Origin of the sequence: Neisseria mucosa, from assembly GCA_003028315.1 — a bacterium.
GTDB lineage: Bacteria > Pseudomonadota > Gammaproteobacteria > Burkholderiales > Neisseriaceae > Neisseria > Neisseria mucosa.
Window position 1 is genome coordinate 1,837,253 of the sequence record CP028150.1, and the last position, 22,283, is coordinate 1,859,535.

18 protein-coding genes and 3 pseudogenes are annotated in these 22,283 nt (G+C 49.6%); 8 read left to right on the forward strand and 13 right to left on the reverse strand.

Annotated elements, in window-relative coordinates; genetic code table 11:
* Positions 1-66 precede the first annotated feature (66 nt).
* The 7 genes and pseudogenes from lpxH to NM96_09220 form a co-directional block, all read right to left on the reverse strand.
* On the reverse strand, positions 67-774 hold the full coding sequence (gene lpxH, locus NM96_09190) for a UDP-2,3-diacylglucosamine diphosphatase (GenBank protein AVR79486.1): 708 nt from the start codon (positions 772-774) through the stop codon (positions 67-69).
* 91 nt (positions 775-865) lie between these two features.
* Complete coding sequence (locus NM96_09195; GenBank protein AVR79487.1) at positions 866-2,281, reverse strand: PIG-L family deacetylase; 1,416 nt, start codon at positions 2,279-2,281, stop codon at positions 866-868.
* A 447-nt stretch (positions 2,282-2,728) separates the two neighbouring features.
* A pseudogene (locus NM96_09200) lies at positions 2,729-2,923 on the reverse strand (transposase).
* Between the two features lie 30 nt (positions 2,924-2,953).
* Positions 2,954-4,762: an aspartate--tRNA ligase gene (locus tag NM96_09205; protein AVR79488.1), complete on the reverse strand. Its 1,809-nt coding sequence runs from the start codon at positions 4,760-4,762 to the stop codon at positions 2,954-2,956.
* A gap of 63 nt (positions 4,763-4,825) precedes the next feature.
* Positions 4,826-5,284 (reverse strand): lysozyme inhibitor, encoded by a 459-nt coding sequence (locus NM96_09210; protein ID AVR79489.1) that lies wholly within the window; start codon positions 5,282-5,284, stop codon positions 4,826-4,828.
* A 183-nt stretch (positions 5,285-5,467) separates the two neighbouring features.
* A complete protein-coding gene (locus tag NM96_09215; GenBank protein AVR79490.1) occupies positions 5,468-6,148 on the reverse strand; it encodes a DUF502 domain-containing protein in 681 nt (226 codons plus the stop codon).
* Positions 6,149-6,306: 158 nt separating this feature from the next.
* The gene (locus NM96_09220) at positions 6,307-7,527 is read right to left on the reverse strand and encodes a phospholipase (protein ID AVR79491.1); all 1,221 of its coding nucleotides are present in this window, start codon (positions 7,525-7,527) and stop codon (positions 6,307-6,309) included.
* Here NM96_09220 and NM96_09225 point away from each other — a divergent pair.
* Positions 7,526-7,696: an AraC family transcriptional regulator gene (locus tag NM96_09225; protein AVR79492.1), complete on the forward strand. Its 171-nt coding sequence runs from the start codon at positions 7,526-7,528 to the stop codon at positions 7,694-7,696. The two genes, NM96_09220 and NM96_09225, sit on opposite strands and share 2 nt — an antisense overlap.
* Before the next feature lie 71 nt (positions 7,697-7,767).
* Here the strand turns inward: NM96_09225 and NM96_09230 are convergent, their stop codons facing one another.
* Positions 7,768-8,031, reverse strand: a complete 264-nt coding sequence (locus NM96_09230; protein ID AVR80310.1) for a 30S ribosomal protein S20 — start codon at positions 8,029-8,031, stop codon at positions 7,768-7,770.
* Between the two features lie 303 nt (positions 8,032-8,334).
* On the opposite strand from NM96_09230, the gene NM96_09235 reads away from it, so the two are divergent.
* Complete coding sequence (locus NM96_09235) at positions 8,335-9,477, forward strand: polyamine ABC transporter substrate-binding protein (GenBank protein AVR79493.1); 1,143 nt, start codon at positions 8,335-8,337, stop codon at positions 9,475-9,477.
* Between the two features lie 105 nt (positions 9,478-9,582).
* On the opposite strand, the gene NM96_09240 is transcribed toward NM96_09235, so the two are convergent.
* The 4 genes and pseudogenes from NM96_09240 to NM96_09255 form a co-directional block, all read right to left on the reverse strand.
* Complete coding sequence (locus tag NM96_09240; protein ID AVR79494.1) at positions 9,583-12,312, reverse strand: lactoferrin/transferrin family TonB-dependent receptor; 2,730 nt, start codon at positions 12,310-12,312, stop codon at positions 9,583-9,585.
* Between the two features lie 86 nt (positions 12,313-12,398).
* A complete protein-coding gene (locus NM96_09245) occupies positions 12,399-14,177 on the reverse strand; it encodes a transferrin-binding protein-like solute binding protein (protein ID AVR79495.1) in 1,779 nt (592 codons plus the stop codon).
* Positions 14,178-14,313: 136 nt separating this feature from the next.
* Positions 14,314-15,255: pseudogene (locus NM96_09250) on the reverse strand (IS5 family transposase).
* A 67-nt stretch (positions 15,256-15,322) separates the two neighbouring features.
* A pseudogene (locus NM96_09255) lies at positions 15,323-15,547 on the reverse strand (helix-turn-helix domain-containing protein).
* A 446-nt stretch (positions 15,548-15,993) separates the two neighbouring features.
* Here NM96_09255 and ilvB point away from each other — a divergent pair.
* The 4 genes from ilvB (at position 15,994) to NM96_09275 (ending at position 19,667) form a co-directional block, all read left to right on the forward strand.
* On the forward strand, positions 15,994-17,721 hold the full coding sequence (gene ilvB, locus NM96_09260; protein AVR79496.1) for an acetolactate synthase, large subunit, biosynthetic type: 1,728 nt from the start codon (positions 15,994-15,996) through the stop codon (positions 17,719-17,721).
* A gap of 11 nt (positions 17,722-17,732) precedes the next feature.
* Positions 17,733-18,224 (forward strand): acetolactate synthase small subunit, encoded by a 492-nt coding sequence (locus tag NM96_09265; protein AVR79497.1) that lies wholly within the window; start codon positions 17,733-17,735, stop codon positions 18,222-18,224.
* 62 nt (positions 18,225-18,286) lie between these two features.
* Positions 18,287-18,580 carry an antibiotic biosynthesis monooxygenase gene (locus tag NM96_09270; GenBank protein ID AVR79498.1) on the forward strand — a complete coding sequence of 98 codons (294 nt, stop codon included), beginning with the start codon at positions 18,287-18,289 and terminating at the stop codon, positions 18,578-18,580.
* A gap of 73 nt (positions 18,581-18,653) precedes the next feature.
* Positions 18,654-19,667, forward strand: coding sequence for a ketol-acid reductoisomerase (locus NM96_09275; protein AVR79499.1), 1,014 nt, complete (start codon positions 18,654-18,656; stop codon positions 19,665-19,667).
* A 135-nt stretch (positions 19,668-19,802) separates the two neighbouring features.
* Here the strand turns inward: NM96_09275 and NM96_09280 are convergent, their stop codons facing one another.
* The gene (locus NM96_09280) at positions 19,803-20,138 is read right to left on the reverse strand and encodes a hypothetical protein (protein AVR79500.1); all 336 of its coding nucleotides are present in this window, start codon (positions 20,136-20,138) and stop codon (positions 19,803-19,805) included.
* Between the two features lie 302 nt (positions 20,139-20,440).
* Between NM96_09280 and NM96_09285 the strand changes: the two genes are divergently transcribed.
* Together NM96_09285 and NM96_09290 are read left to right on the forward strand one after the other, a co-directional pair.
* Entirely contained in the window at positions 20,441-21,292 is an 852-nt protein-coding gene (locus NM96_09285; protein ID AVR79501.1) for a mechanosensitive ion channel family protein, read from the forward strand.
* Positions 21,293-21,324: 32 nt separating this feature from the next.
* On the forward strand, positions 21,325-22,191 hold the full coding sequence (locus NM96_09290; GenBank protein ID AVR79502.1) for a hypothetical protein: 867 nt from the start codon (positions 21,325-21,327) through the stop codon (positions 22,189-22,191).
* Positions 22,192-22,283 lie beyond the last annotated feature (92 nt).

Below are 22,283 nucleotides of genomic sequence, written 5' to 3' on the forward strand. Positions count from 1 at the left end.
ATTAAAAAGGTCGTCTGAAAACTTTCAGACGACCTTTTATATTTTCAACATTTGCAAATCAAACATCTATAACTCAACAAACCTGTATCCGTACTCATCAACTTCCAATATAGAAGCATAGTCGCTACGCCAATCTCCCAGCACAATACGCGTATATGCGTTCTCTTCGTGGATATGTTCGCGGTGCGTATGTCCGTGAATCAGCAAGCTGACGCCGTAATTTTGGATGGTATCAGAGGTAAACTTGGGATTGACATCCATAATTTCAGCAGCCTTATATTGCTTGTCGTGCTTACTGGTATGGCGGATTTTACGCGCAATATTTAAACGCAGCTTGAGGGGCAACATGAGAAACAACCGTTGCAACCATTTTTGATGAACTGTTTTCCTGAATTTCTGATAACGCACATCATCGGTACACAAAGTATCACCGTGGCAAATCAAAGCCGGCGTACCGTATAAATCGACGACAGAATATTCCGGCAGCAGTACCATGCCCGCTTGCCTTGCGAACTTCCCACCTATCAGGAAATCACGGTTTCCGTGAACAAAAAAACATTCCACCCCGCCCTCTGCAACGTTACGGACGGCACGGGAAACAGTATCCGTCAATTCGGAATGTTCGTCGTCCCCTATCCAAAAATCAAATAGGTCGCCCAAAATATAAACCGCCCTCGCAGACGGTGCTTTTTCGCGCATGAAACGCAAAAACAGCTCGGTCAACTCAGGACGGGTTTCACTCAGGTGTAAATCAGCAATAAAATAAGTCGGCATAACGGCTGCAATATATGGAATCTCAGGCCATTATAGGTTTTCAGACGACCTTTGTATATTTAAAGGTCGTCTGAAAACATTTCAGATCGGATCAATGAAGGTGATTCTTCCCGCCCCGAGAAATAATTTTTCGGTACGTCTCCTGATTGTGGACATCGCTGACAGGAACAACATAAAAAAATTCATTGCTGCGGACAAATCGGTTGACCAGATCCACATGGATAGAAGTAATATCGTGATACAGCAGGCTCAAACCCTTGCGTAATACATATTTCCAATCCATGTAATTGCGTGCATTCGGACGAATATCGTTCATCGCATCCAATGCCAACAATTTATGGTTTTGCGTTTTTTTATCAACGGGATGGGAATAAATTGAATGGAAATACAACATATCGCTACTGTCTTCTTCGCTAAAAAACGGCGGCAGACTCAACGCAGCACCGACATTCCCCAAAGGATAATCGTCGGTCAAATAGTGAACCGTATATAAAAACAGCGAACCGTTGGTGTAATTCAACTTTCTCAATGCCTCGACAGCGGCGATGGTAGTACATTGATGATCGGTATGGACATCAATATTCGGCGAAGGCGTAACGATAACATCAGGACGGAATGATTCGATGACGTAAGCCATATTGTCCACCAAATCATGCCAATTCGAACCACCGTGCAAACCCTCTGATATAACAGACTTATTGGCTCTCCGGAAAATACCCACATCTGCCGTTTCCAGCTTCGCAGAAGGAATTTCACGTTCAGGGTGGTTGTATAAAGTTTTCAGCGTTGTATCAAAAAAACCGAGCTGCAAAATGTTTTCAGACGATACCCCTGCCAAAAGCGGAACGGTCAGACTGTTCCAGACCCGCATCCGCCCCTTTTCCAAATATTGCTCCTTAGTTTCCGTTGGGCATTGTTTGCAGAAAAGGTTTTCATAATGGAAACGCCCCGCTTCGCTTGCCGTTACCGTTACCACCATCGCATTTGCAGCATATTTTTCATACAGGCCGTAAGCTGCCAACTCCGCATCGTCAGCGTGCGGCGCAAGCACTAGGATTTTTTTATCATCCAAAGACATACGCGGATAAACAGTCAGTCTGACTTCCTGATTTTTCAACAAGACCCTTCTGCCCCACAAGGAAATTTCCCGACTTTCAGCATCAAACATATCGCTGAAGTTCAAATATCTCACGCCTCTACCGCCAAATTCGATGTAATGTTTCCAAATACCTTTGCGGGTTTCAATCTTAATATAGGGCAACAACCATTTGCCCAACAAAGAAGTTTCAACACTGACCGCAGCCAAGACCGTATCATTAATATCCACTTCTTGAGGTAGTTTTATAACTCCACCCTCCAATCGCGCTACAAAATGCTGGGGCAAACAGTCATAGCGATAATCCTGCGTAACGTTATAGGCAAAGCGTTTAATATGCATCCTCATGATAATCATCAAGAAGCACATTATCCCAAGAACCAACACCGCAAGTATTGTAAATAACAACATTATTCACCTCTAAAATTATTTTTCATAATATTACATTCCAACTTCATCCCTTTGGATTTATTACTTCACAGTCTCCGCTAAACAAATAACATAAAAACTCAAAAACAAACGCGATATGGCGAAATTTTCTTATATTTTACGAAGTTATACAAGTATTAAAAATCAAAATAACAAAAAAAATAAACAACCTTAACATTGGATTTGTTAAAAAATATTAACTGTAATAAATATTACATGATGCAAAACGTCCTATTTATATAAGTCCTTCCTGCAAATAGCGCATAATCATAAGAATAATAACAATCCTAGATTCAATATCAGACAACCTCTTTTACCACGATGCACTCCCCTTTTTTCCCTGCTTACAAAAATCAGCAACGGCTTTCGAATACATACAAATCAAACAGATAAAACTCCCCAAAGCATGAACCATGCAGCAAATCCGAATTATAGTGGATTAACTTTAAACCAGTACGGCGTTGCCTCGCCTTGCCGTACTATCTGTACTGTCTGCGGCTTCGTCGCCTTGTCCTGATTTAAAGTTAATCCACTATAAAAAGCTCTTTTCCGCAATACTTTGCTACCAACAATGAAAAAGGTCGTCTGAAACCCGTGTAATTAGGTTTCAGACGACCTTTCAATCATTAGGTGTTGCCCACCTGCTTTTAAAAATTACGCTTCTTTATTTTCGGTCGCTTTTTGACGCAGGCGCAAGCTCAATTCGCGCAGTTGTTTGTCGTCCACGGAATTTGGCGCGTTGGTCAGCAGACATTGGGCGCGTTGGGTTTTCGGGAAGGCAATCACATCGCGGATGGACTCGGCGCCGGTCATCAGCGTCACCAGACGGTCGAGACCGAATGCCAAACCGCCGTGCGGAGGCGCGCCGAATTTCAGGTTGTCCAAGAGGAAGCCGAATTTTTCTTGTTGCTCTTCGGGGCTGATTTTCAGCGCGGCGAACACTTTTTCCTGTACGTCGGCACGGTGGATACGGATAGAACCGCCGCCGATTTCCCAGCCGTTCAACACCATATCGTAGGCGCGGGCCAGGCAGTTTTCAGGATCGGACGCCATCAGGTCTTCATGACCTGGCTTGGGTGAGGTGAACGGATGGTGCATGGCTGTCCAGCGGTCGCCGTCTTCGTCGTATTCGAACATTGGGAAATCGACGACCCATAAAGGTTTCCATTCGTCCACGAAGTAGCCGTTTTCCGCGCCGTGTTCCAAACCGACTTTGATACGCAGCGCGCCGATGGCTTCGTTCACGACTTTGGCTTTGTCTGCGCCGAAGAAGATGATGTCGCCGTTTTGCGCGCCGGTACGCTCGATGATTTCTTTCAGGGCGTTTTCAGACAGGAATTTCACGATTGGAGATTGCAGGCCGCTGTCTTCGCCGTTGGAAAGGTTGCCGACATCGTTCACTTTGATGTACGCCAGACCTTTCGCGCCGTAGATGCCGACAAATTTGGTGTATTCGTCGATTTCTTTACGGCTGAATTTTGCACCGTTCGGTACGCGCAGGGCAACCACGCGGCCGCCTTTCATGTCGGCTGCGCCACGGAAGACTTTGAATTCTTCCGTTTTCATCAGGTCGGTCAGCTCGGTAAATTTCAGGCTGATGCGCATATCGGGTTTGTCGGAGCCGTAGTAGAACATGGCTTCAGCGTAAGGCATACGCGGGAAATCGCCCAAGTCCACGCCCAGCGCGTCTTGGAAGACTTGTTTTGCCATGCCTTCGGTGATGTCCATGATTTCATCCTCGTTCAAGAACGAGGTTTCCAAGTCGATTTGGGTGAATTCAGGCTGGCGGTCGGCACGCAGGTCTTCGTCACGGAAACATTTGGTGATTTGGTAGTAACGGTCGAAACCCGCCACCATCAACAGTTGTTTGAACAATTGCGGCGATTGCGGCAGAGCGAAAAACTCGCCCGGATGAACGCGGCTCGGCACGAGGTAGTCGCGCGCGCCTTCGGGCGTGGAGCGGGTCAGCATCGGGGTTTCGATGTCGATGAAGCCTTGCGCGTCCAAATAACGGCGCACGCCCATAGCGACTTGATAACGCAGGCGCAGGTTGCGCTGCATCACCGGACGGCGCAAGTCGATAACTCGGTTGGTCAGACGCACGTTTTCGCTGATGTTTTCGTCGTCGATTTGGAACGGCGGCGTAGCGGCGGCGTTCAAGACTTCGATTTCTTTGGCAAGGATTTCGATTTTTCCGGAAATCATTTTGTCGTTGGTCGTGCCTTCCGGACGGTTGCGCACGCGGCCGGTAATGCTCAAAACGTATTCGTTGCGGGCGGAATCGGCAGTGGCAAATGCTTCGGGCGTATCGGGGTCAATCACGACTTGGACGATGCCTTCGCGGTCGCGCAGGTCGATAAAAATCACACCGCCGTGGTCGCGCCGGCGGTGTACCCAGCCTTTGACGGTTACGGTTTGGTCTAAGTATTGCTCGCTGATCAGGCCGCAATAGTTGGTACGCATAAAATCACCTTTTTATATTGTTCAATTTGAAAAGAAGGAAAAGGTCGTCTGAAAAAAGACACCTTAATTGTTTTGTTCTTTACGCCATTCTGCCTTCAGAAAATTTAATTCTGCTTCCGTGGGCTTACCGTAAATGTAGATTTGATCCGGATTGTCTGCAGAAAAGGAGTCATCATTTTTATAAACAACATGATAAGCAGCGATATGTTGCTTGTCAGTCAGAATATACATGTTGTTGCCTCCGCAGTTATGCGGTTGGCACATGGTGGTGTAGTAATAGGTCTTGCCGCCGATTTTCACACTTTCCAGCGGCGGCATTGGCCCTGCCATTTTACGCACCCAATTGTGCATGGGGGCTTTGGGTGCATGTTTGCCGACTTGTTCGTGCCAAAGCTTTTTGAAAGCGGGTTGTTTGTGCCAATCAAATAGAAATACCTCTTCGCCTTTGCTGTTGGTTACAGGTGCGGAGACGGCTAGATTGGGCAGAAACAAGGCAAGCAGTAAAGCAGATAAATATTTCATGTTTATATTTTGAGGTTGAATAAACTTTCAGGCTGTTGGTTTATGCGTTCAGCTCGTCTGAAAATTTCAGTCATCACGATTTTCCCAACGCCAAAGTACAACAATTAAAAACAACACTGACAATGTAAATAGCCATGAATCAAGACCAAAAGGACCATGCATCATGTGTTTGCCATCTCTAGTTTATTTGTCTAAACATCGTATTTCGGCTTGGTTCTTGAGCGGCAAGTCATCCGGCATCACCATACCCAGAGAAATCACATATTTCAATGCTTCGTCCACGCTCATATCGAGTTCGCGCACGTCGCTCTTTTTCACCATGATGTAATAGCCGCCGGTCGGATTGGGCGTGGTCGGCACATAGACGGAAAGATAGTCATCATCGTGCGGCAGGCTGCCTTTGAGTTTGTCGGGAATATGCCCTGAAACAAAGGCAATCGTCCAAATATTGGGCTGCGGGAATGGAACCAGCACGGGCGTTCTGAACGAGCGGCTGCTGTCGGAGAGCAGGGACTCGGATACTTTTTTGACGCTGGAATAGATGGACTTGACGACGGGAATCCGTCCCAACAGGCTGTCCCATGCGGCGAGGATTTGACGCCCCAAAACGTTGGCGGCGAACACGCCGGTCAGAAATAAGACGACGATGGCGGCAATAATGCCCAGGCCGGGAATATTGAATCCCCAGAAATATTGGGGCTGCCATTGCTCGGGCAGCAGGCTGATCAGCCGGTCGGCGGCAGATATGATATAGCTGACCGCCCAAATGGTTACGGCTATCGGCAGCCATACCAGCATGCCTGTAATCAGATATTTTTTTAATGCCTTGGCAACTTTTCCGCCTTCGGCCGTTTGTTCTGTCATCTTCTGTGTCATTCCGACAAATATCGCCCAAACGTTGCATTATACGCGTTTGGGCGATAGGAAACGAGTGTTTTTAATATGGGAAGGGTGTTTGTTTTGCTTTCAGACGACCTGTGTACAACATGGTGTAAAAGGTCGTCTGAAAACGGGGTTGGGTGTCAAATTCCGTCCCAGTCGTTGAACATCAGGCCGATGCCGATGCCGTTTTGTTTGTGGTTGTAATCAATCAGGCTTTCGCCGTAGCCGTGAAAGCCGCGCACGACGCCTTTGAGTTTGCCTTTAATCGGGAAAGTATAGGCGGCTTCAACCGCGCCGTGTCCGGTTTTAGGATTGTAGCGCAGCAGGGACGAAATATTTTGTTTGTCGTTCAGGCGGTATTGCAGCTTCAAATCGCCATAACCCATATAGTCGGTAATGTCGGGATTGTCGTTGTTTTCGCCGGTCTGATCGAATGCGCGCATCCACACGCGCGGGATGACGGTCAGTTTGCCCCATTCCATCCCCGCCAATGCGTAAACGCGGTTCCATGAGCGGGATTCGGGTCGGCTTTGTCCGTTGGATTGGTGGACGAAGCCTGCGCCGACCATCCGCAGTTTGCCGCCGAACGGCAAATCTGCCTTCACGGGCTGAGTCAGGAAAATTTCGGGTTCGTAATCGGTATTGCGGAACGGCGCGGATTTTCTGCCTTGGTTGTAAATCTGCCAATCGGATTTTTGGGTGTAGCCGAACCACAAATCTGCGCGGGTTTTAAACAAATCTTCGGCGATTTTGCTTTTGAACGAAACTTGCAGTTTGGTTTCTATGTGTTTCTGTTCGCTGAATTTTTCCTGATTGGTCGTGCCGCGCGAAGGGGAATGGGGATGGAGGTTGGGCGAGCTGTTGTACCATGCGGGCATCAGGTACATGGGATTATGCTCGCGCACGCTCAACAAGCCGCGCGAGTCGTTTTTGTCCAAATCGTACATCAGGCTCAGCGGCGTGTAGGCATCGGCTGCGGTGCGGAGATTGTCTTCCGAAAGGGTGGATTGTTCTTTATTTTCGTCAAACACAATCGTCGCCGCTTTTTTCTCGCGACTGGTGCTGATGGTTTTGGGCAAATCGACCGGCGCTTTGGCGGTTTCTTCGCGAATGACGGGCAGCGGTGCTTGCGGCGGCAGTTGAGCTGAGTAAATGCTGTCGTAACACGCCAAACGGGTGGCATTGTCTTGAATGGAAGTACATTGCAAAGCCGTGTCGGCATAGGCGACAGGAGCGGCAGTTCCGCCGACAAGGATAAGCATCAAAGCGCGCCGACATTTGGATAATGACGGTTTTTTGTTCTTTAGGGCATCGCTTTGCGCCAAATTGTGTTTCAACATCTTGTTCATCATTTCATTCATGGGATTGCCGATTGGGTGTTTTCAGACGACCTTTTGCCTGAACATCGGGATTAATCGTTTGAAAAGCAGATCAAGCCGCATTTTACCGCCTTGCGCCGGTGTTACAGCAGGTCGTCTGAAAAGTTTACATCAACTTGCACCACATACGGCAATGCCCCTGAAAGGTTAAGACCTCAGGGGCATCGTTATCTGCTTGCCTGTCCCGACGCGATCAAGCGCCAAGACGATAGGCGAAAAAGATTAAGCCAATGCTTTTACTTTGGCAGACAGACGGCTCTTATGGCGGGCTGCTTTGTTTTTGTGGAATACGCCTTTGTCAGCGATACGGTCGATGACTTTAACGGACTCTTGGTAAACTGCTTGAGCAGCAGCTTTGTCGCCGGCTTCAACTGCTTTCAACACTTTTTTCACTGCGGTACGGAATGCAGTACGCAGGCTGGCGTTGTGGGCGCGTTGTTTAACCGATTGGCGGGCACGTTTGCGGGCTTGTGCGCTGTTTGCCATATTGAATATCTCCTGAAAAAATAAATTCTGTAAACGCGCAATTTTAAAGACAGATTCCTCTATATGCAAGTATTTTCTCTGTTTGCGCGCGCAAATCGCCCGTATTTTGCCCAAAAACGACATCTTGTGCAACGCCGTTTTCCCGAGCCTAAGAAATCGTGCCTTATTTCAATAAAAATCAGTCAGATATTGCTTTGAGTTCTCACCTACTTCCATTACAATAGCCCCGCTTTGCGCCGGGGTATTGATGGGGTGCAGAGTGTTCATTTTCCGTTAACAATCTTTCATCAGGAATCTGCCCGTATGAAAAAATCCGTATTAGCCGTATTGGCGGCATTGTCGCTGGCCGCTTGCGGCGGTGGCGAGAAAAAAACCGAGCAACCTCAAGCAGGCAGCGCGCCTGCTGCCAATGCCGAAGCAGCCGCCACCGATACTTTGAACATCTACAACTGGTCGAACTACGTTGACGAAAGCACCGTTGAAGACTTCAAAAAAGCCAACAATCTGAAGCTGACCTACGACCTTTACGAAAACAACGAAACACTCGAAGCCAAAATGCTGACCGGTAAATCCGGCTATGATTTGGTCGTTCCCGGTATTGCCTTCCTGCCCCGCCAAATCGAAGCGGGTGCCTATCAAAAAATCAATAAGGACCTGATTCCCAATTACAAAAATATCGATCCCGAATTGTTGAAAATGCTGGAAACTGCCGATCCGGGCAACCAGTATGCCGTTCCTTATTTCTCCGGCGTCAACACTTTGGCAATTACAGCAAAGGGCAAAGAACTTTTGGGCGGCAAGCTGCCTGAAAACGGTTGGGATTTGCTGTTCAAACCTGAATATACCAACAAGCTGAAATCATGCGGTATCGCTTTGTGGGATACGCCGAGCGAGATGTTCCCGATTTTACTGAATTATTTGGGTAAAGACCCCAAAGGCACAAATCCTGACGATTTGAAAGCGGCGGCGGAAGTGCTGAAAGCCATCCGTCCTGATGTAAAACGTTTCAGCCCGTCTATCATTGACGAACTGGCGCGCGGCGACATCTGTCTCGCAGCGGGTAACGGCGGCGACTTGAACTTGGCGAAAGCCCGTTCCGAAGAAGTGAAAAACAACGTCGGCATTGAAGTTTTGACGCCGAAGGGTATGGGCTTCTGGATTGAATCTTGGCTGATTCCCGCCGATGCGAAAAACATTGCCAATGCCCACAAATACATCAACTATACGCTTGATCCCGAAGTGGCTGCGAAAAACGGTATCGCCGTAACCTTCGCGCCGGCCAGCAAACCGGCACGCGAAAAAATGCCTACCGAGCTGGTGAACACTCGCTCTATTTTCCCGAACGAGCAAGACATGAAAGACGGTTTCGTGATGCCTCAAATGAGCGCAGATGCGAAAAAACTGTCTGTCAACTTGTGGCAAAAAATCAAAGTAGGCTCCAATTAATCCGGAATATTGAAAAACGCCGTCTGAAATTCTTCAGACGGCGTTTCTAATTTTACCGCAATATCCGTGCCGTTCACCTATTGCCTTGATGCACGGTTGCTTTGGTTAAAACTTCATCTCCAAAGTCAGGGTGTAATTTCGTCCCGGTGCGGCGTAGCGGTTATACCTGCCGACATTATTGTGCCTATTGACCGCTCCTTCGGCAGTCTGCCTTACAGACTCCCAAGTGGTATACCGGTAGTTGAAGAGGTTATACACGCCTGCGCGCAGGGTCAGGTGTTTCTTGATATTGTAATATCCGGAAACATCCGTAACATGCCAAGGCCGCGTCCGCCGTGATGCTGCTTTTTTAGCATTGGCATTACCGTTCAACAGCGCCTGGCTGCCTAGCAGTTCGTCAACAGATTTTGCCTTGGAATAAGTAAACATCGTATTGATACCCCATATTCCGTCAGGATGGTCGTAACCCAAACCCAATACATATCGTGAAGGTTGGACGGCATCAAAGAGATATGAAGTTACAAACGTCCTGTCGGCGCGTATATCGGCATCTTTGACCTTGATACGGTTATAGGCAAGCGTGGAATACAACCCGTCCGGCAACCCGCCCCATACACCGTGCCAATCGATTTTACCCAAAATATTGATACCGGCTATCCGTGCATTTTGAGCATTTCGGTATCCGGGGTCGCCAGAAGCCGAAGTTTGCCCGTTTTGAGTTCGGGTTTCATAACCGAATGCAATCAGGTCGCGATAAGCATTGTTGAAATAGCTGGCTTCCAAATTGCCGAAGTCCCCTTTAAATACAATACCTGTCTCTCTATTAAAGGATTTTTCCGGTTTCAGATCCAACGTTTTCAAAGACTCCCCGGCTCTCCAGCCGTACATTTCGGCAAACGACGGTAGACGGAAGCCCGTAGAAGCGCGATAAGTCAAATCCATCCAGGTGAAAGGCTTGAGGACTACGCCTGCGTTCCAAGAAAGGTTGCGGTGAGTGCCGGTAGAGACACTCTTATCTTCCGAATGCGTACTGCGGTAATCGTAACGTATGCCTGCTCCGACATCCGCCCACCTGCCCAAACGAACATTGTCTTGAACGGCTGCATAATAACCGTTGCCGCCGATATTCCTCGGTGTGCAGTCTGTATAGGTGTTATTGCCGAAACGGCATATCGGCGATGTATTGACCGTGGTCTTGCCAATAGACACCCAATACGGTTTGCCTTGGCTTCCGTTGGGTGACTGCGCCCCTTCCGGGATTTTTGATCCATATGCCTGAACTGCGTTTTGAAGATAATAATCGCTGTGGGACAATTGCGACTTAAAGCGGTCGTACCCTAGATTGATACTCAAATTGTGACGGATTTTGGCCGTATTAAATGCCTTTTTAAATACTGCTTGGAACAGGTTTCGGCTTTCTTCATAAATCATCCGGTCGGATTTATAGAAGGAATACGGTTTATTGCCGTCGGGACGGCAATTTTTATCCGAACCGTCGTGAGAGCAATGCGTCTGCTGCAAACGGTTGTCCAAATCTATACCTTGCCGGTCATAAGAAAGTCGGGCGTAATCGGCCCAGGTATCCTTGTCAGCATTATGGTAAACATATTCGACCCCGTACCGGTTTTTAGTATGGCGTTCATCATAAAACACGCCGGTACCGTAACCGATACCCTGCAATGTACCGCCCTCTCCCTGAACAAACAGCCTTTCGGCCTTATTATTGCCCGAATATTTGCCAAAGCCGCTCGGCGTACCGTTTCTCCGGACACTTTCATTCAGATCGGCCTCGGTAAAATAGGCAGGAACAGTCATATCCCGTGTATCAAAGGTCTGCTGCGTACGTTCAAGAACGGCTCCGACATAATGGCGGTTGTCCAAATGCCAACCCGGTCGGAACAGCCATGATTGGCTGCCATACTCAAGCGGGTCCGCAAGGAAGCGGCTGGGGCCGGTATAATCCTGCGTGCTGACGGTTTTGCGCTCATCTTTGGCCAAAGCATCTTTTTTCGCATTGTCTTTACAGGCCGCATATCCATTGGAACATTCCTCTTCGACAATGAAATTTGCGTACGGATGGGTATCCTCGACCGGCATCAGCCGGTTGAAACTCTGCACACCTTTACCAGCATCTTTATGCGCATGGATTTCCTGCCCCCGCCGTTTAGTATAAATAAGGAGGGCTTCCGCGCCGCCGCTGCGTCCTGCAAGCGCAAGGGACTGTGTCAGGGTATGGTCTTTTCCAGAATAGGCAGTTTTACTCTGAATGCCCCACTGTTTTCCCTCTCCGATAATGTCGGCTGCGGTTTTGGTTTGAAATGCGACCGAACCTGCCAATGCGCCGTTTCCGTATTCTGATGAATTCGAACCCTTGCTGATTTCAACGGCCTTAACGTTTTCATACTCAATTTCATTGATTGCGCCGCTGCTGCCCGCCGTCCTCGTCCCACCCAATGCCGCCTGCGCGGTGTAGGACTGTATTTGCGAAACGCCGTCTACCGTTAAGGAAACGCGGTTTTTATCCATGCCGCGTATTGAATAGCCGGAACTTGCGCCCCGACCCTGTTCGACCACGGCAATACCCGGATCGTAACGGGTCAGGTCTCGGATATTCAAAACCTGTTCTTTACTTAGCGTCTCGGAAGATTTGACCAGCTTGCCCAGCCCGGTTACTTCGTTATCACGGCGGGTTTTCTGTTTTTTCGCATTGACCTGCACGGTATCGAGCTGCTTTTCCCACACTTGTCCGGCCGGTAAAACATCCGCATAAGCAGGCAGCGCAGTCATCAGCGACAGGCACAAAATATTTAATCGGAACAAATGTTGCTGTTTCATATCATTTCTCTACTTACTGCCTTCAGGCGGCATTTAAAGCCGATATGCCGTCTGAAGAACTTTCCTCTGTCAACCGGCAGCCCAGTTTACCGGACAAGCTGTTGGCGTTTCGTACCGAATACCACTGCCGCCTTGCCGCGTTCTCCCTCCAATGTATTTCCGGAGAACGATCCGCCCATCTCAATGGCGTTTTTGCCGTAGAAGCCACCGGACACATCTGCACGGATATTCGTCCGTTTCGGATCGATGGTATTTTTCGGATCTAATGCAAAGCCGTTTTCACCGGTTTTCGCCACACCTGAAAAACCGTTGCCCTGAATCGTGGCAGTGATGGTGAATACGGGGGCAATGCGGTCTTTCGCCGTCAGCATACCGTTGAGGGTTTTCTCGGCAAAATTAACTTTAAACTCCGCCCGGTTACCGCCTTCCTTATTGGAAGGTTCAGCACTCCAGCTCGTACCATTAACAATAGTACCCGACCATGTACCGCGATATACCGCCTCTCCCGCCGTTACAGGCATATCGGAAACCGGCGTACGGCTGCCCTGCAGGAACATATCGTGCGAACCGCCGTGTTCCAACACCCCGAAATGCAGGTAATCCAAATTGGAGCAGCATACCGACACCTTCACACCGTCTTTCTCAAATACATGCTGGAATGCCGTCTGAGTGCCTTCGGACGGCACAAGCGCAAGCTCTACGCCGTCAATCAGCAGTTTGGCCACGTTGCCGAAGCTGTCTATCTGTTTTTTCACAAAATCCGCACCGATACGGTAAGCGTCCATAAAGGTTTCAGCCAATGGTTTTTCTGCACCGTCTTTCTGTTTCGCGCTGAATACGGCAAGCACTTTCTTATCGTTTGCCAAAAACTTGCCGCCCAACTCATCGCCCTGAGGCCCGTAGAAACCACCTTCCAGACTATCAGAATCAGAAACGAAGGGATGACCGTTCCCAGTATCTTTATCTGCAGCCAACGCCTTACCTTTGAAACGGTTACCGTGCAGGTTAGCCTGAATGTCGTAACGTTTAATTTGTTTGGCTTTATTTTCGGTTTCGTTATGGGTAATCCGGTTATTGCGGTAGAGCGCGCCGGTCATGGTCTTGGCGGCGAAGTCCACCTCAAACTCGCTGGTCAGCCCAAAATCGGTCTGACCTTCCGGTGCCTCGCTTTTATTGCGCAACACATCCGCTTCCTCGGCAGACAAAGCCCCGTACCTATCGCCCGCTTGCGAATTACCCAACTGGGAAAACTTCTGTTTTTCCTTGGCATCGGTTACATAATCCCAAGTGCCTTTGTAAATCGACTTGCCCATCGGCAGAGCTTGGGAAGGATTGCTGCCTTTGTAGAAAAGGTAGCCGTCCGCGCCGGAAAGGGCGATATTGTTTTTGAAATCGATTTTATTGGCACCGTTGCGGTAGATATAGCCCGAGCGGACATATTGGAAATCCGTGTATCCTTCCACACGGCTTTTGCCGTCGCCCGTTGTGATGGATTCGTTCAGCGTACCCTTATCCATCGCAAAAATCTCATTCTTTTGGGGAAACTCACCCGGCTCACCCGCACCTAATTTCTCCCAATCCGCTTCTGATAATGCCTTATGATCTTCTTTATTTTTCGGGTGCCAGTTCCGACGCGGTATTTTGGCTGCAAAACCATAAACCGGACGGTCGTTTTCCGCCGCCTGCGCTTCATCGGGTTTTGCCGGTTTTTCAGTCTGTTCGTCTTGGTATTTCGGTGCTTCGGACTGCGGGTTGTGCTGTTTCGTTTCCACGCTGTCCAAATCGAAACTGCCGCCGCCCGCGCAGGCAGAAAGCAGCAGCACAGGCAGGATGCCGGCTGCTTGGGCAATAAGTGAATTTTTCATATCAAATTTTTAAAAATGATAATAGTTTATATTTTATTAACTTAAAATGTAATTTGCAAACATTTTCTGACGTACCTTCACAAAAAACACCCGCACATCCTTACTCCGGATATGCGGGTGTTTGAGCAAACCTTGCCTAACCCAAAGACACCATTTCAATCTGCACCATCGTCCTACCCAGAAAACGTTCGCCTATCGTTCTGAATTTCAAAGGAATATCGCTGACATAAAAACGATAGTCGGGATTATTGTTGTCAGTATTGAGTAATCCCTCCTGCGCAAGGACGCGTACTGTTTCTTCAGCCGTCGTAATTGCAGAATCAACCAACGCGACATTACCCGCCTCCCTACCGATTAAGGGCTTGAGCAAGGGAAAGTGCGTGCAGCCTAACACCAGCGTATCGATGCCGTCTGCAAGCAATGGTTTGAGGTATTCGCATACGGTCAGGCGGGTAACTTCATGTTCCAACCAACCTTCCTCATCGGTACGGGTATGTTGTTTGTAACCGAGTCTGTATAAACCGTTTTTCTTTGTCCAACGGGCATCGCTGTCTTTACTCGGTGTGGTTTGGCCGCTGACTTGTCCTTCCTTGTCGACTTCTATGGCCTGACGCTGTTTGCTGCCGGCAGTCTGAATAATGGTGGCGTCAATGACGGCGGCGGATGCTTTCTCTACTTTTAGGTTTTTTTCGGCCAGTTGTCGGTTAATCAGTTCCAGCAATTCGGACAGGGTGTCGTCTTGCGCCAGCCAGTTGCGGTAGCGGCATAAGGTGCTGTAATCGGGGATGCTCAGTTCGTCAAAACGGCAAAACAGGTTGAAATCGATGCGGGTGATGAGGCTGTGTTCGAGTTCGGGATCGGAGAGGCTGTGCCATTATCCGAGCAGGACGGCTTTGAACATGGACAACAGGGGATAGGCGGGACGCCCTCGGTGGTCTCTAAGGTAACGGGTTCTTTGACGATTCAGGTATTGTTCGATCGGGTGCCAATCAATCACCTGATCCACCTTCAATAGTGGGAAGCGGTCGATGTGTTTGGCAATCATGGCTTGTGTGGTTTGCTGGAAGAAGGTGCTCATGGAAATCCCCTAAATGTCTTGGTGGGAATTTAGGGGATTTTGGGGAATTTTGCAAAGGTCTCAAGTTTTCGTGGTCGGGTTTGTCGGCGATGAAGGGGTTTTTGCGGTGTTCGGTCATGGTTTTGGATTGTGGATGTTCGAGTGCGCCGATACCGCCTTCCTGATAGGCGCGTATCCATCGCCGCAGGTGGGTTCGGGAGATGCCGTAGTGGTCTGTGGTACGCTGTTGGCTGCGTATGTGCAGGTAGTGGAGTACGGCTTGGTATTTGAAGTGTAATGTATATTTACTCATAAAAAACTGCACCTTGGTGGTTGGAGGGTATGTCTCCAACTTTTTGGGTGCAGTTCAGTTTTCAGACGACCTTTTCTTATGAATCAAACTGAGAAGGCACCTTGCAATCCTACATTTAAAATGTCAACAATTTTATGGACAAAGATACAAAAACCAAGAAACCCAAATCATATTTATCCTATAAAAATCAAAAAGCAATCTTCACAATATTCAAACAACGTTAAAAGATGAAAGATTTTGTCTTGATTGAACAGGCGGTTTGCGTTATCGTTTGCATTCTTTCATTCATAAACTCTGTGTTTCATTCCAATTGATTGGACAGTTTGACTGTCGCCGTGTTCCTTCAATGCGCGTACCCTAAACCGCTGCTTGGAGGGCTTGCATTACAGGTGCTGTGGCGAGGCGGGTTGCCCCTATTGGTTTGAAACCATATAAAAGAGGTCATTATGCAATTATCAGGCGCACAAATCATAGTGCAAAGTCTCAAAGCCGAAGGTGTAGAGTATGTTTTCGGCTATCCGGGCGGCGCAGTCATCGAAATCTACGACGCTATTTTCCAACTCAATAAATTCAAGCACATCCTGACCCGCCACGAGCAGGCGGCGGTACACGCTGCAGATGCGTATGCACGCGTCAGCGGCAAAGTCGGCGTTGCGCTGGTGACTTCCGGACCGGGCGTGACCAATGCGTTGACCGGCATTGCCACCGCATACAGCGATTCGATTCCGATGGTGGTCATCAGCGGACAGGTCGGCAATTCGCTCATCGGTACGGATGCGTTTCAAGAGGTGGATACGGTCGGCATTACCCGTCCGTGCGTCAAACACAATTTCTTGGTAACCAACGTCAACGAGCTTGCCGAGACCATTAAAAAAGCATTCCAAATCGCCGCCAGCGGCCGACCCGGCCCGGTCGTGGTCGATATTCCCAAAGATGTAACGCAGGCAATGGCGAAATTCAGCTATCCGCAGGAAGACATCTTTATCCGCTCTTACCAACCTGTCGTGCAAGGCCATATCGGGCAGATTAAAAAAGCCATCCAAATGTTGGCTTCCGCCAAACGTCCGGTCGTTTATTTCGGCGGCGGCGTGGTATTGGGCAATGCTTCGGAAGAGCTGACTAAGTTCGTCCGCATGACGGGCGCACCGTGTACCGGCACACTGATGGGGCTGGGCGCGTACCCTTCAAGCGACCGCCAATTCTTAGGCATGCTGGGGATGCACGGCACTTACGAAGCCAACCTTGCCATGCAAAATGCGGATGTCGTGTTGGCAGTGGGCGCGCGTTTTGACGATCGTGTCGTATCCGTTCCGTCCAAATTCTTTGAAAAAGCCAAAAAAGTCATTCATATTGATGTTGACCCGTCCAGCATCGCCAAACGCGTCAAAGTCGATATTCCGATTGTCGGCGACGTGAAAAACGTGTTGACTGAAATGATCGGCTTGTGGGGCAAACAAGATACGACTCCTGCGTCCGATTCTTTAGACAAATGGTGGAAAAGCATCGAAGAATGGCGTTCGCGCGACTGTCTGTGGTTTGACAACGACAGCGAAATCATCAAGCCGCAATACGTCGTGCAGAAACTTGCCGAAATCACCAACAACTCCGCCATCATCACTTCGGACGTAGGACAACACCAAATGTTCGCGGCGCAATATTATCCGTTCGAACGCCCGCGCCAATGGCTCAATTCCGGCGGCTTGGGTACGATGGGTGTAGGTTTGCCGTATGCGATGGGCGCGAAACTTGCCGCCCCCGATCAAGACGTGTTCTGCATTACCGGCGAAGGTTCGATTCAGATGAACATCCAAGAATTGTCCACCTGCTTCCAATACCGCATTCCGGTAAACGTCGTTACCCTCAACAACGGCTACCTCGGCATGGTCCGCCAATGGCAGGAGCTGTATTACGGCAACCGCGAATCGGAAACCTATTTCGATTCTCTGCCCGATTTCGTCAAACTGGCGGAAGCATACGGACATATCGGCATCCGCGTGGACAAAAAATCCGATGTTGAAGGCGCGCTTTTGGAAGCGGTCAAACAAAAAGACCGTCTGGTATTTATCGACTTCTTGACCGATAAGAAACAAAACGTGCTGCCCATGGTCGGCAACGGCAAAGGTTTGGACGAAATGGTCCTGCCGCCGCATATGCGCGAAAACCCGAAAGCGTAAGGAGAACGACAATGCGACATATCTTATCTGTTCTGATGGAAAACGAATCAGGCGCGATGAGCCGCGTGGTCGGCCTCTTCTCCGCTCGCGACTATAACATCGACTCCTTGGCAGTAGCCCCGACCGAAGACAAAACCCTTTCACGCATGACCATCGTTACCCATGGCGACGAGCAAGTCATCGAACAAATCACCAAGCAACTCAATAAATTGATTGAGGTGGTCAAAGTGGTCGATTTGAACGAAAGCCGTTTTGTCGAACGCGAATTGATGTTGGTAAAAGTCCGCGCCGTCGGCAAAGACCGCGACGAATTTTTACGCCTGACCGAAATCTACCGTGGCAGCATCATCGACGTAACCGACCGCAGCTACACCATCGAAATCACAGGTTCGACCGACAAACTCGACTCCTTCCTCGAAACCGTCGGACGCGCCCAGATTTTGGAAACCGTACGCACAGGCGCAGCCGGTATCGGCCGTGGCGAGCGTATTTTGAAAATTTAACGCCGTCGGTTTTTCAGACGACCTAGGAGGTCGTCTGAAAACAAAAACGGCAGGAGAGATTGATGTCAAACATTAAAATCGTCGCGCTGGTTACCGTCAAACCCGAATACACGGAAACGCTGAAACCCTTTTTCCAAAGCCTGGTCAAAGCCAGCCGCGCGGAAGAAGGCAACATCAGCTACGATTTGCATCAGGAAATCGGCAAACCCGAGCGTTTCGTCTTCGTCGAAAACTGGAAATCCCAAGCAGCTATCGACGCGCACAACGCCAGCGAACATTTCCAAGGTTTCGTTAAAGCCATCGACGGCAAAACCGACGCGCTCGAAATCGTTTTGATGGAAGAACTCTCCGTTTAACCCTTTACCCTCAATCCAACCGTCCGGCATCCTCAACACAAAGCCGGAACCCATTTTATCCAAAGGAAATCAAATGCAAGTTTATTACGATAAAGACGCCGACCTGTCCCTGATCAAAGGTAAAACCGTCGCCATCATCGGCTACGGCTCACAAGGCCACGCCCACGCGGCAAACCTGAAAGATTCAGGCGTAAACGTAGTAGTCGGCCTGCGCCAAGGCAGCTCTTGGAAAAAAGCAGAAGCAGCCGGCTTCGAAGTATTGTCCGTAGCCGATGCCACCAAAAAAGCAGACGTAGTGATGATTCTGCTACCCGACGAAAACCAACCCGTCGTATACAAAAACGAAATCGAGCCTAACCTGAAACAAGGCGCGGTACTTGCTTTCGCGCACGGCTTCAACGTCCACTATAACCAAATCGTACCGCGTGCCGACTTGGATGTGATTATGGTCGCCCCCAAAGGCCCCGGCCACACCGTACGCAGTGAATTCCTCAAAGGCGGCGGCGTGCCTTCACTGATCGCCGTTTACCAAGATAAAAGCGGTAAAGCCCGCGACATCGCCCTGTCTTACGCAGCAGCCAACGGCGGCACCAAAGGCGGCGTGATTGAAACCAACTTCCGCGAAGAAACCGAAACCGACCTCTTCGGTGAACAAGCCGTATTGTGCGGCGGCGTGGTCGAACTGATCAAAACCGGCTTCGAAACCCTGACCGAAGCAGGCTACGCGCCCGAAATGGCATACTTCGAATGCCTGCACGAAATGAAGCTCATCGTTGACCTGATTTACGAAGGCGGCATCGCCAACATGAACTACTCCATTTCCAACAACGCGGAGTACGGCGAATACGTTACCGGCGTGGAAGTCATTAACGACAAATCCCGCGAAGCCATGCGCAACGCCCTCAAACGCATCCAAACCGGCGAATACGCCAAAATGTTCATCCAAGAAGGTGCCGTCAACTACGCCAGCATGACCGCCCGCCGCCGCCTGACTGCCGATCACCAAATCGAGAAAGTCGGCGCACAACTGCGTTCCATGATGCCTTGGATTGCCAAAAACAAACTGGTCGACTTGGACAAAAACTAATTCGACTCGGTTCAACCATAAGCAAACCTGCCCGACGATTCGGGCAGGTTTTTTGTCATACACAGTGTAAAAAGGTCGTCTGAAAACCTAAATGTATTTCAGACGACCTTTTTATACCTAAGCTTTAAAAACTGCTTACTTCACAATCTCAACCGGACCGTGATCGTCGCAGTGGTCGCCGTGTTGGTGGTGCAGGCGACCGTTGACGATGTAGTCGGTGTGATCGCCGTGCGGTACGGCTTCGTGGCCGCAGCCTTCGCCGTGAACGTGACCGTTGCAGGTATCGACGGGATGGCAGCCGTCAGGGTTGGTTTCATTGACGCTTAAGCTGTGTTCGTCGTAATGACCGTTGTGTTCGTGGTGCAGATGACCGTCGTGCAGATAGTCGGTGTGGTCGTCATGTTTGATGGCGGTATGGCCGCAACCGGCGCCATGGGTATGGTCGTGATGATCGTGGATTTTGCAAGTCATTTTGATTCCTCGTTATCGATGGTTAATTCAAACCCTTTAGGTTACGGTCTCTATGTTATCCTTTTTTGGCAGTTCAGTAAACAATTTCTTCTTTATTAACATAGTGTTACGGTATATCATTATAGGCTTTAAAGGTCGTCTGAACGCGCCATTTCGATGTTATGACTCTTGCGGATGTTTCAGACGACCTCCCCATTCGTTATCATTTATAATGTCATTTCCTAGACGGCTTGGCAGCTTGTGCCGATGGTGCGTATAGGTCGTCTGAAAACAATATCAAGATAAATATAGGATTTTTCACTATGTGGGACACAGTACGGCAATGGCTGCATACTCTGCCGGTACGCGAGGAGGTGGTGGAATCTATGCTGATGGTGGTGGCGCTGCTGGTTTTGCGGGGTATTTTGCTGAACCTTTATCTGCGCCGCCATCCTCATTACAGTATCGAGGAAAAACGCCGCTCCTTGGTACTCAGCCGCAATCTGACGCTGATTTTGACCATTTTTGGATTGGCGGTAATTTGGGCGACACAAATTCAGACGCTGGCGCTGTCGATGTTTGCCGTAGCGGCGGCGATTGTGGTGGCGACGAAGGAACTGATTATGTGTTTGTCGGGCAGCATCTTGCGCTCGGTAACGAAACAATATTCGGTCGGCGACTATATCGAGGTCAACGGCCTGCGCGGGCGCGTGGTCGATATTAATCTTTTGAACACGCTGATGATGCAGATCGGTCCGAACCCGCTGGTCGGTCAACTTTCGGGTAAAACGCTGTCGTTTCCCAACAGCCTGCTTTTGAACCACTCCGTCCGCCGCGACAATATTTTGGGCGATTATGTGATTCATACGGTGGAAATTCCCGTGCCGATTCATTTGGATTCGGATGTGATTGCAGGTCGTCTGAAAGCCGTATTGGAGCCTTTGTGCCAACCTTATGTGCCTGCCATCCAGCGGCATTTGGAAAACGTTCAGGCGGAGAAGCTGTTTATCACCCCTGCCGCCCAGCCGCGCGTAACCCGCGTGCCGCATGACGACAAGGTGTACCTTATCATCGTGCGCTATGCCTCGCCCGTGGCGAAGCGTTTAGAAATCCAGCAGGCGGTGTTGGATGAGTTTTTGCGCGTACAATACCGCCTGCTAAACCCTCAAGCTTAACGCCATAATCTATTAACAATCAGGAAAATACTATGTTGCCCGAATCCGCCCTTACGCAAATGTACCCCGTCATCATGACCCCCAGCCACGACGGGAAATATTTCCACAATTACGTCCTTTCGCTGCTCAACATCGTCAACACCAGCGCGCAAAACGGCTGGCCGCTGCAAGTGATGATGCAGCGCGGCGAGAGCCTGATTACCCGCGCGCGCAATAATTGCGTGGCGACCTTCTTGGAAAACCAAGAATGGACGCACCTCTTCTGGATAGACTCCGACATCGGTTTTTCCGCCGAAGCGTTCTACCGCCTGCTTTTGGCGGATAAAGACGTGGTAGCGGGCATTTATCCGCTGAAACGGGAAAACTGGCCGGACAAAGGCGTTCCCGCCGGCACAACCCAAGCGGATTTCGAGCGGATGTACACCGCCTACACCGTCAACACAGGCGATAAAAACGAAAACGGCGAAATCATCCTGCGCGTCGATGAAGAAGGCTTTATGAAAGTCGATGACGCGCCGACCGGATTCATGGTCATCAAACGCAGCGTGTTCGAAAAAATGATGGCAGCCTACCCCGAGCTGAACTACATCTCTGACAGTGACTACAAACGCGAAGACAAAGGGCTGCACTACCGCTTCTTCGACTGCATGGTCGATCCCGAAAGCAAACGCTACCTTTCCGAAGACTATACGTTCTGCCGCCTGTGGCAGCAAATCGGCGGCGAAGTTTATGTCGATGTACAATCCAACCTGACCCACCAAGGCGCGAAAATCTATCGCGGCGCGTTTGCCGATTCGTTGCAAACCAATATCGCACAAGCCGTGTTCGCCCCCGCCGGCACACCGATGAGCCTCGACCTCGCCGCCCCGCTCAAATCCAACCCGCGCGGCGCAGAATAGCGTAAAAACAGGGAAAGACGCTTTAAGCCTGACGCGATGGCACTATATCTCCCCTATCGTTTGCCCCGTCGTTTTCAGACGACCCCGAATGC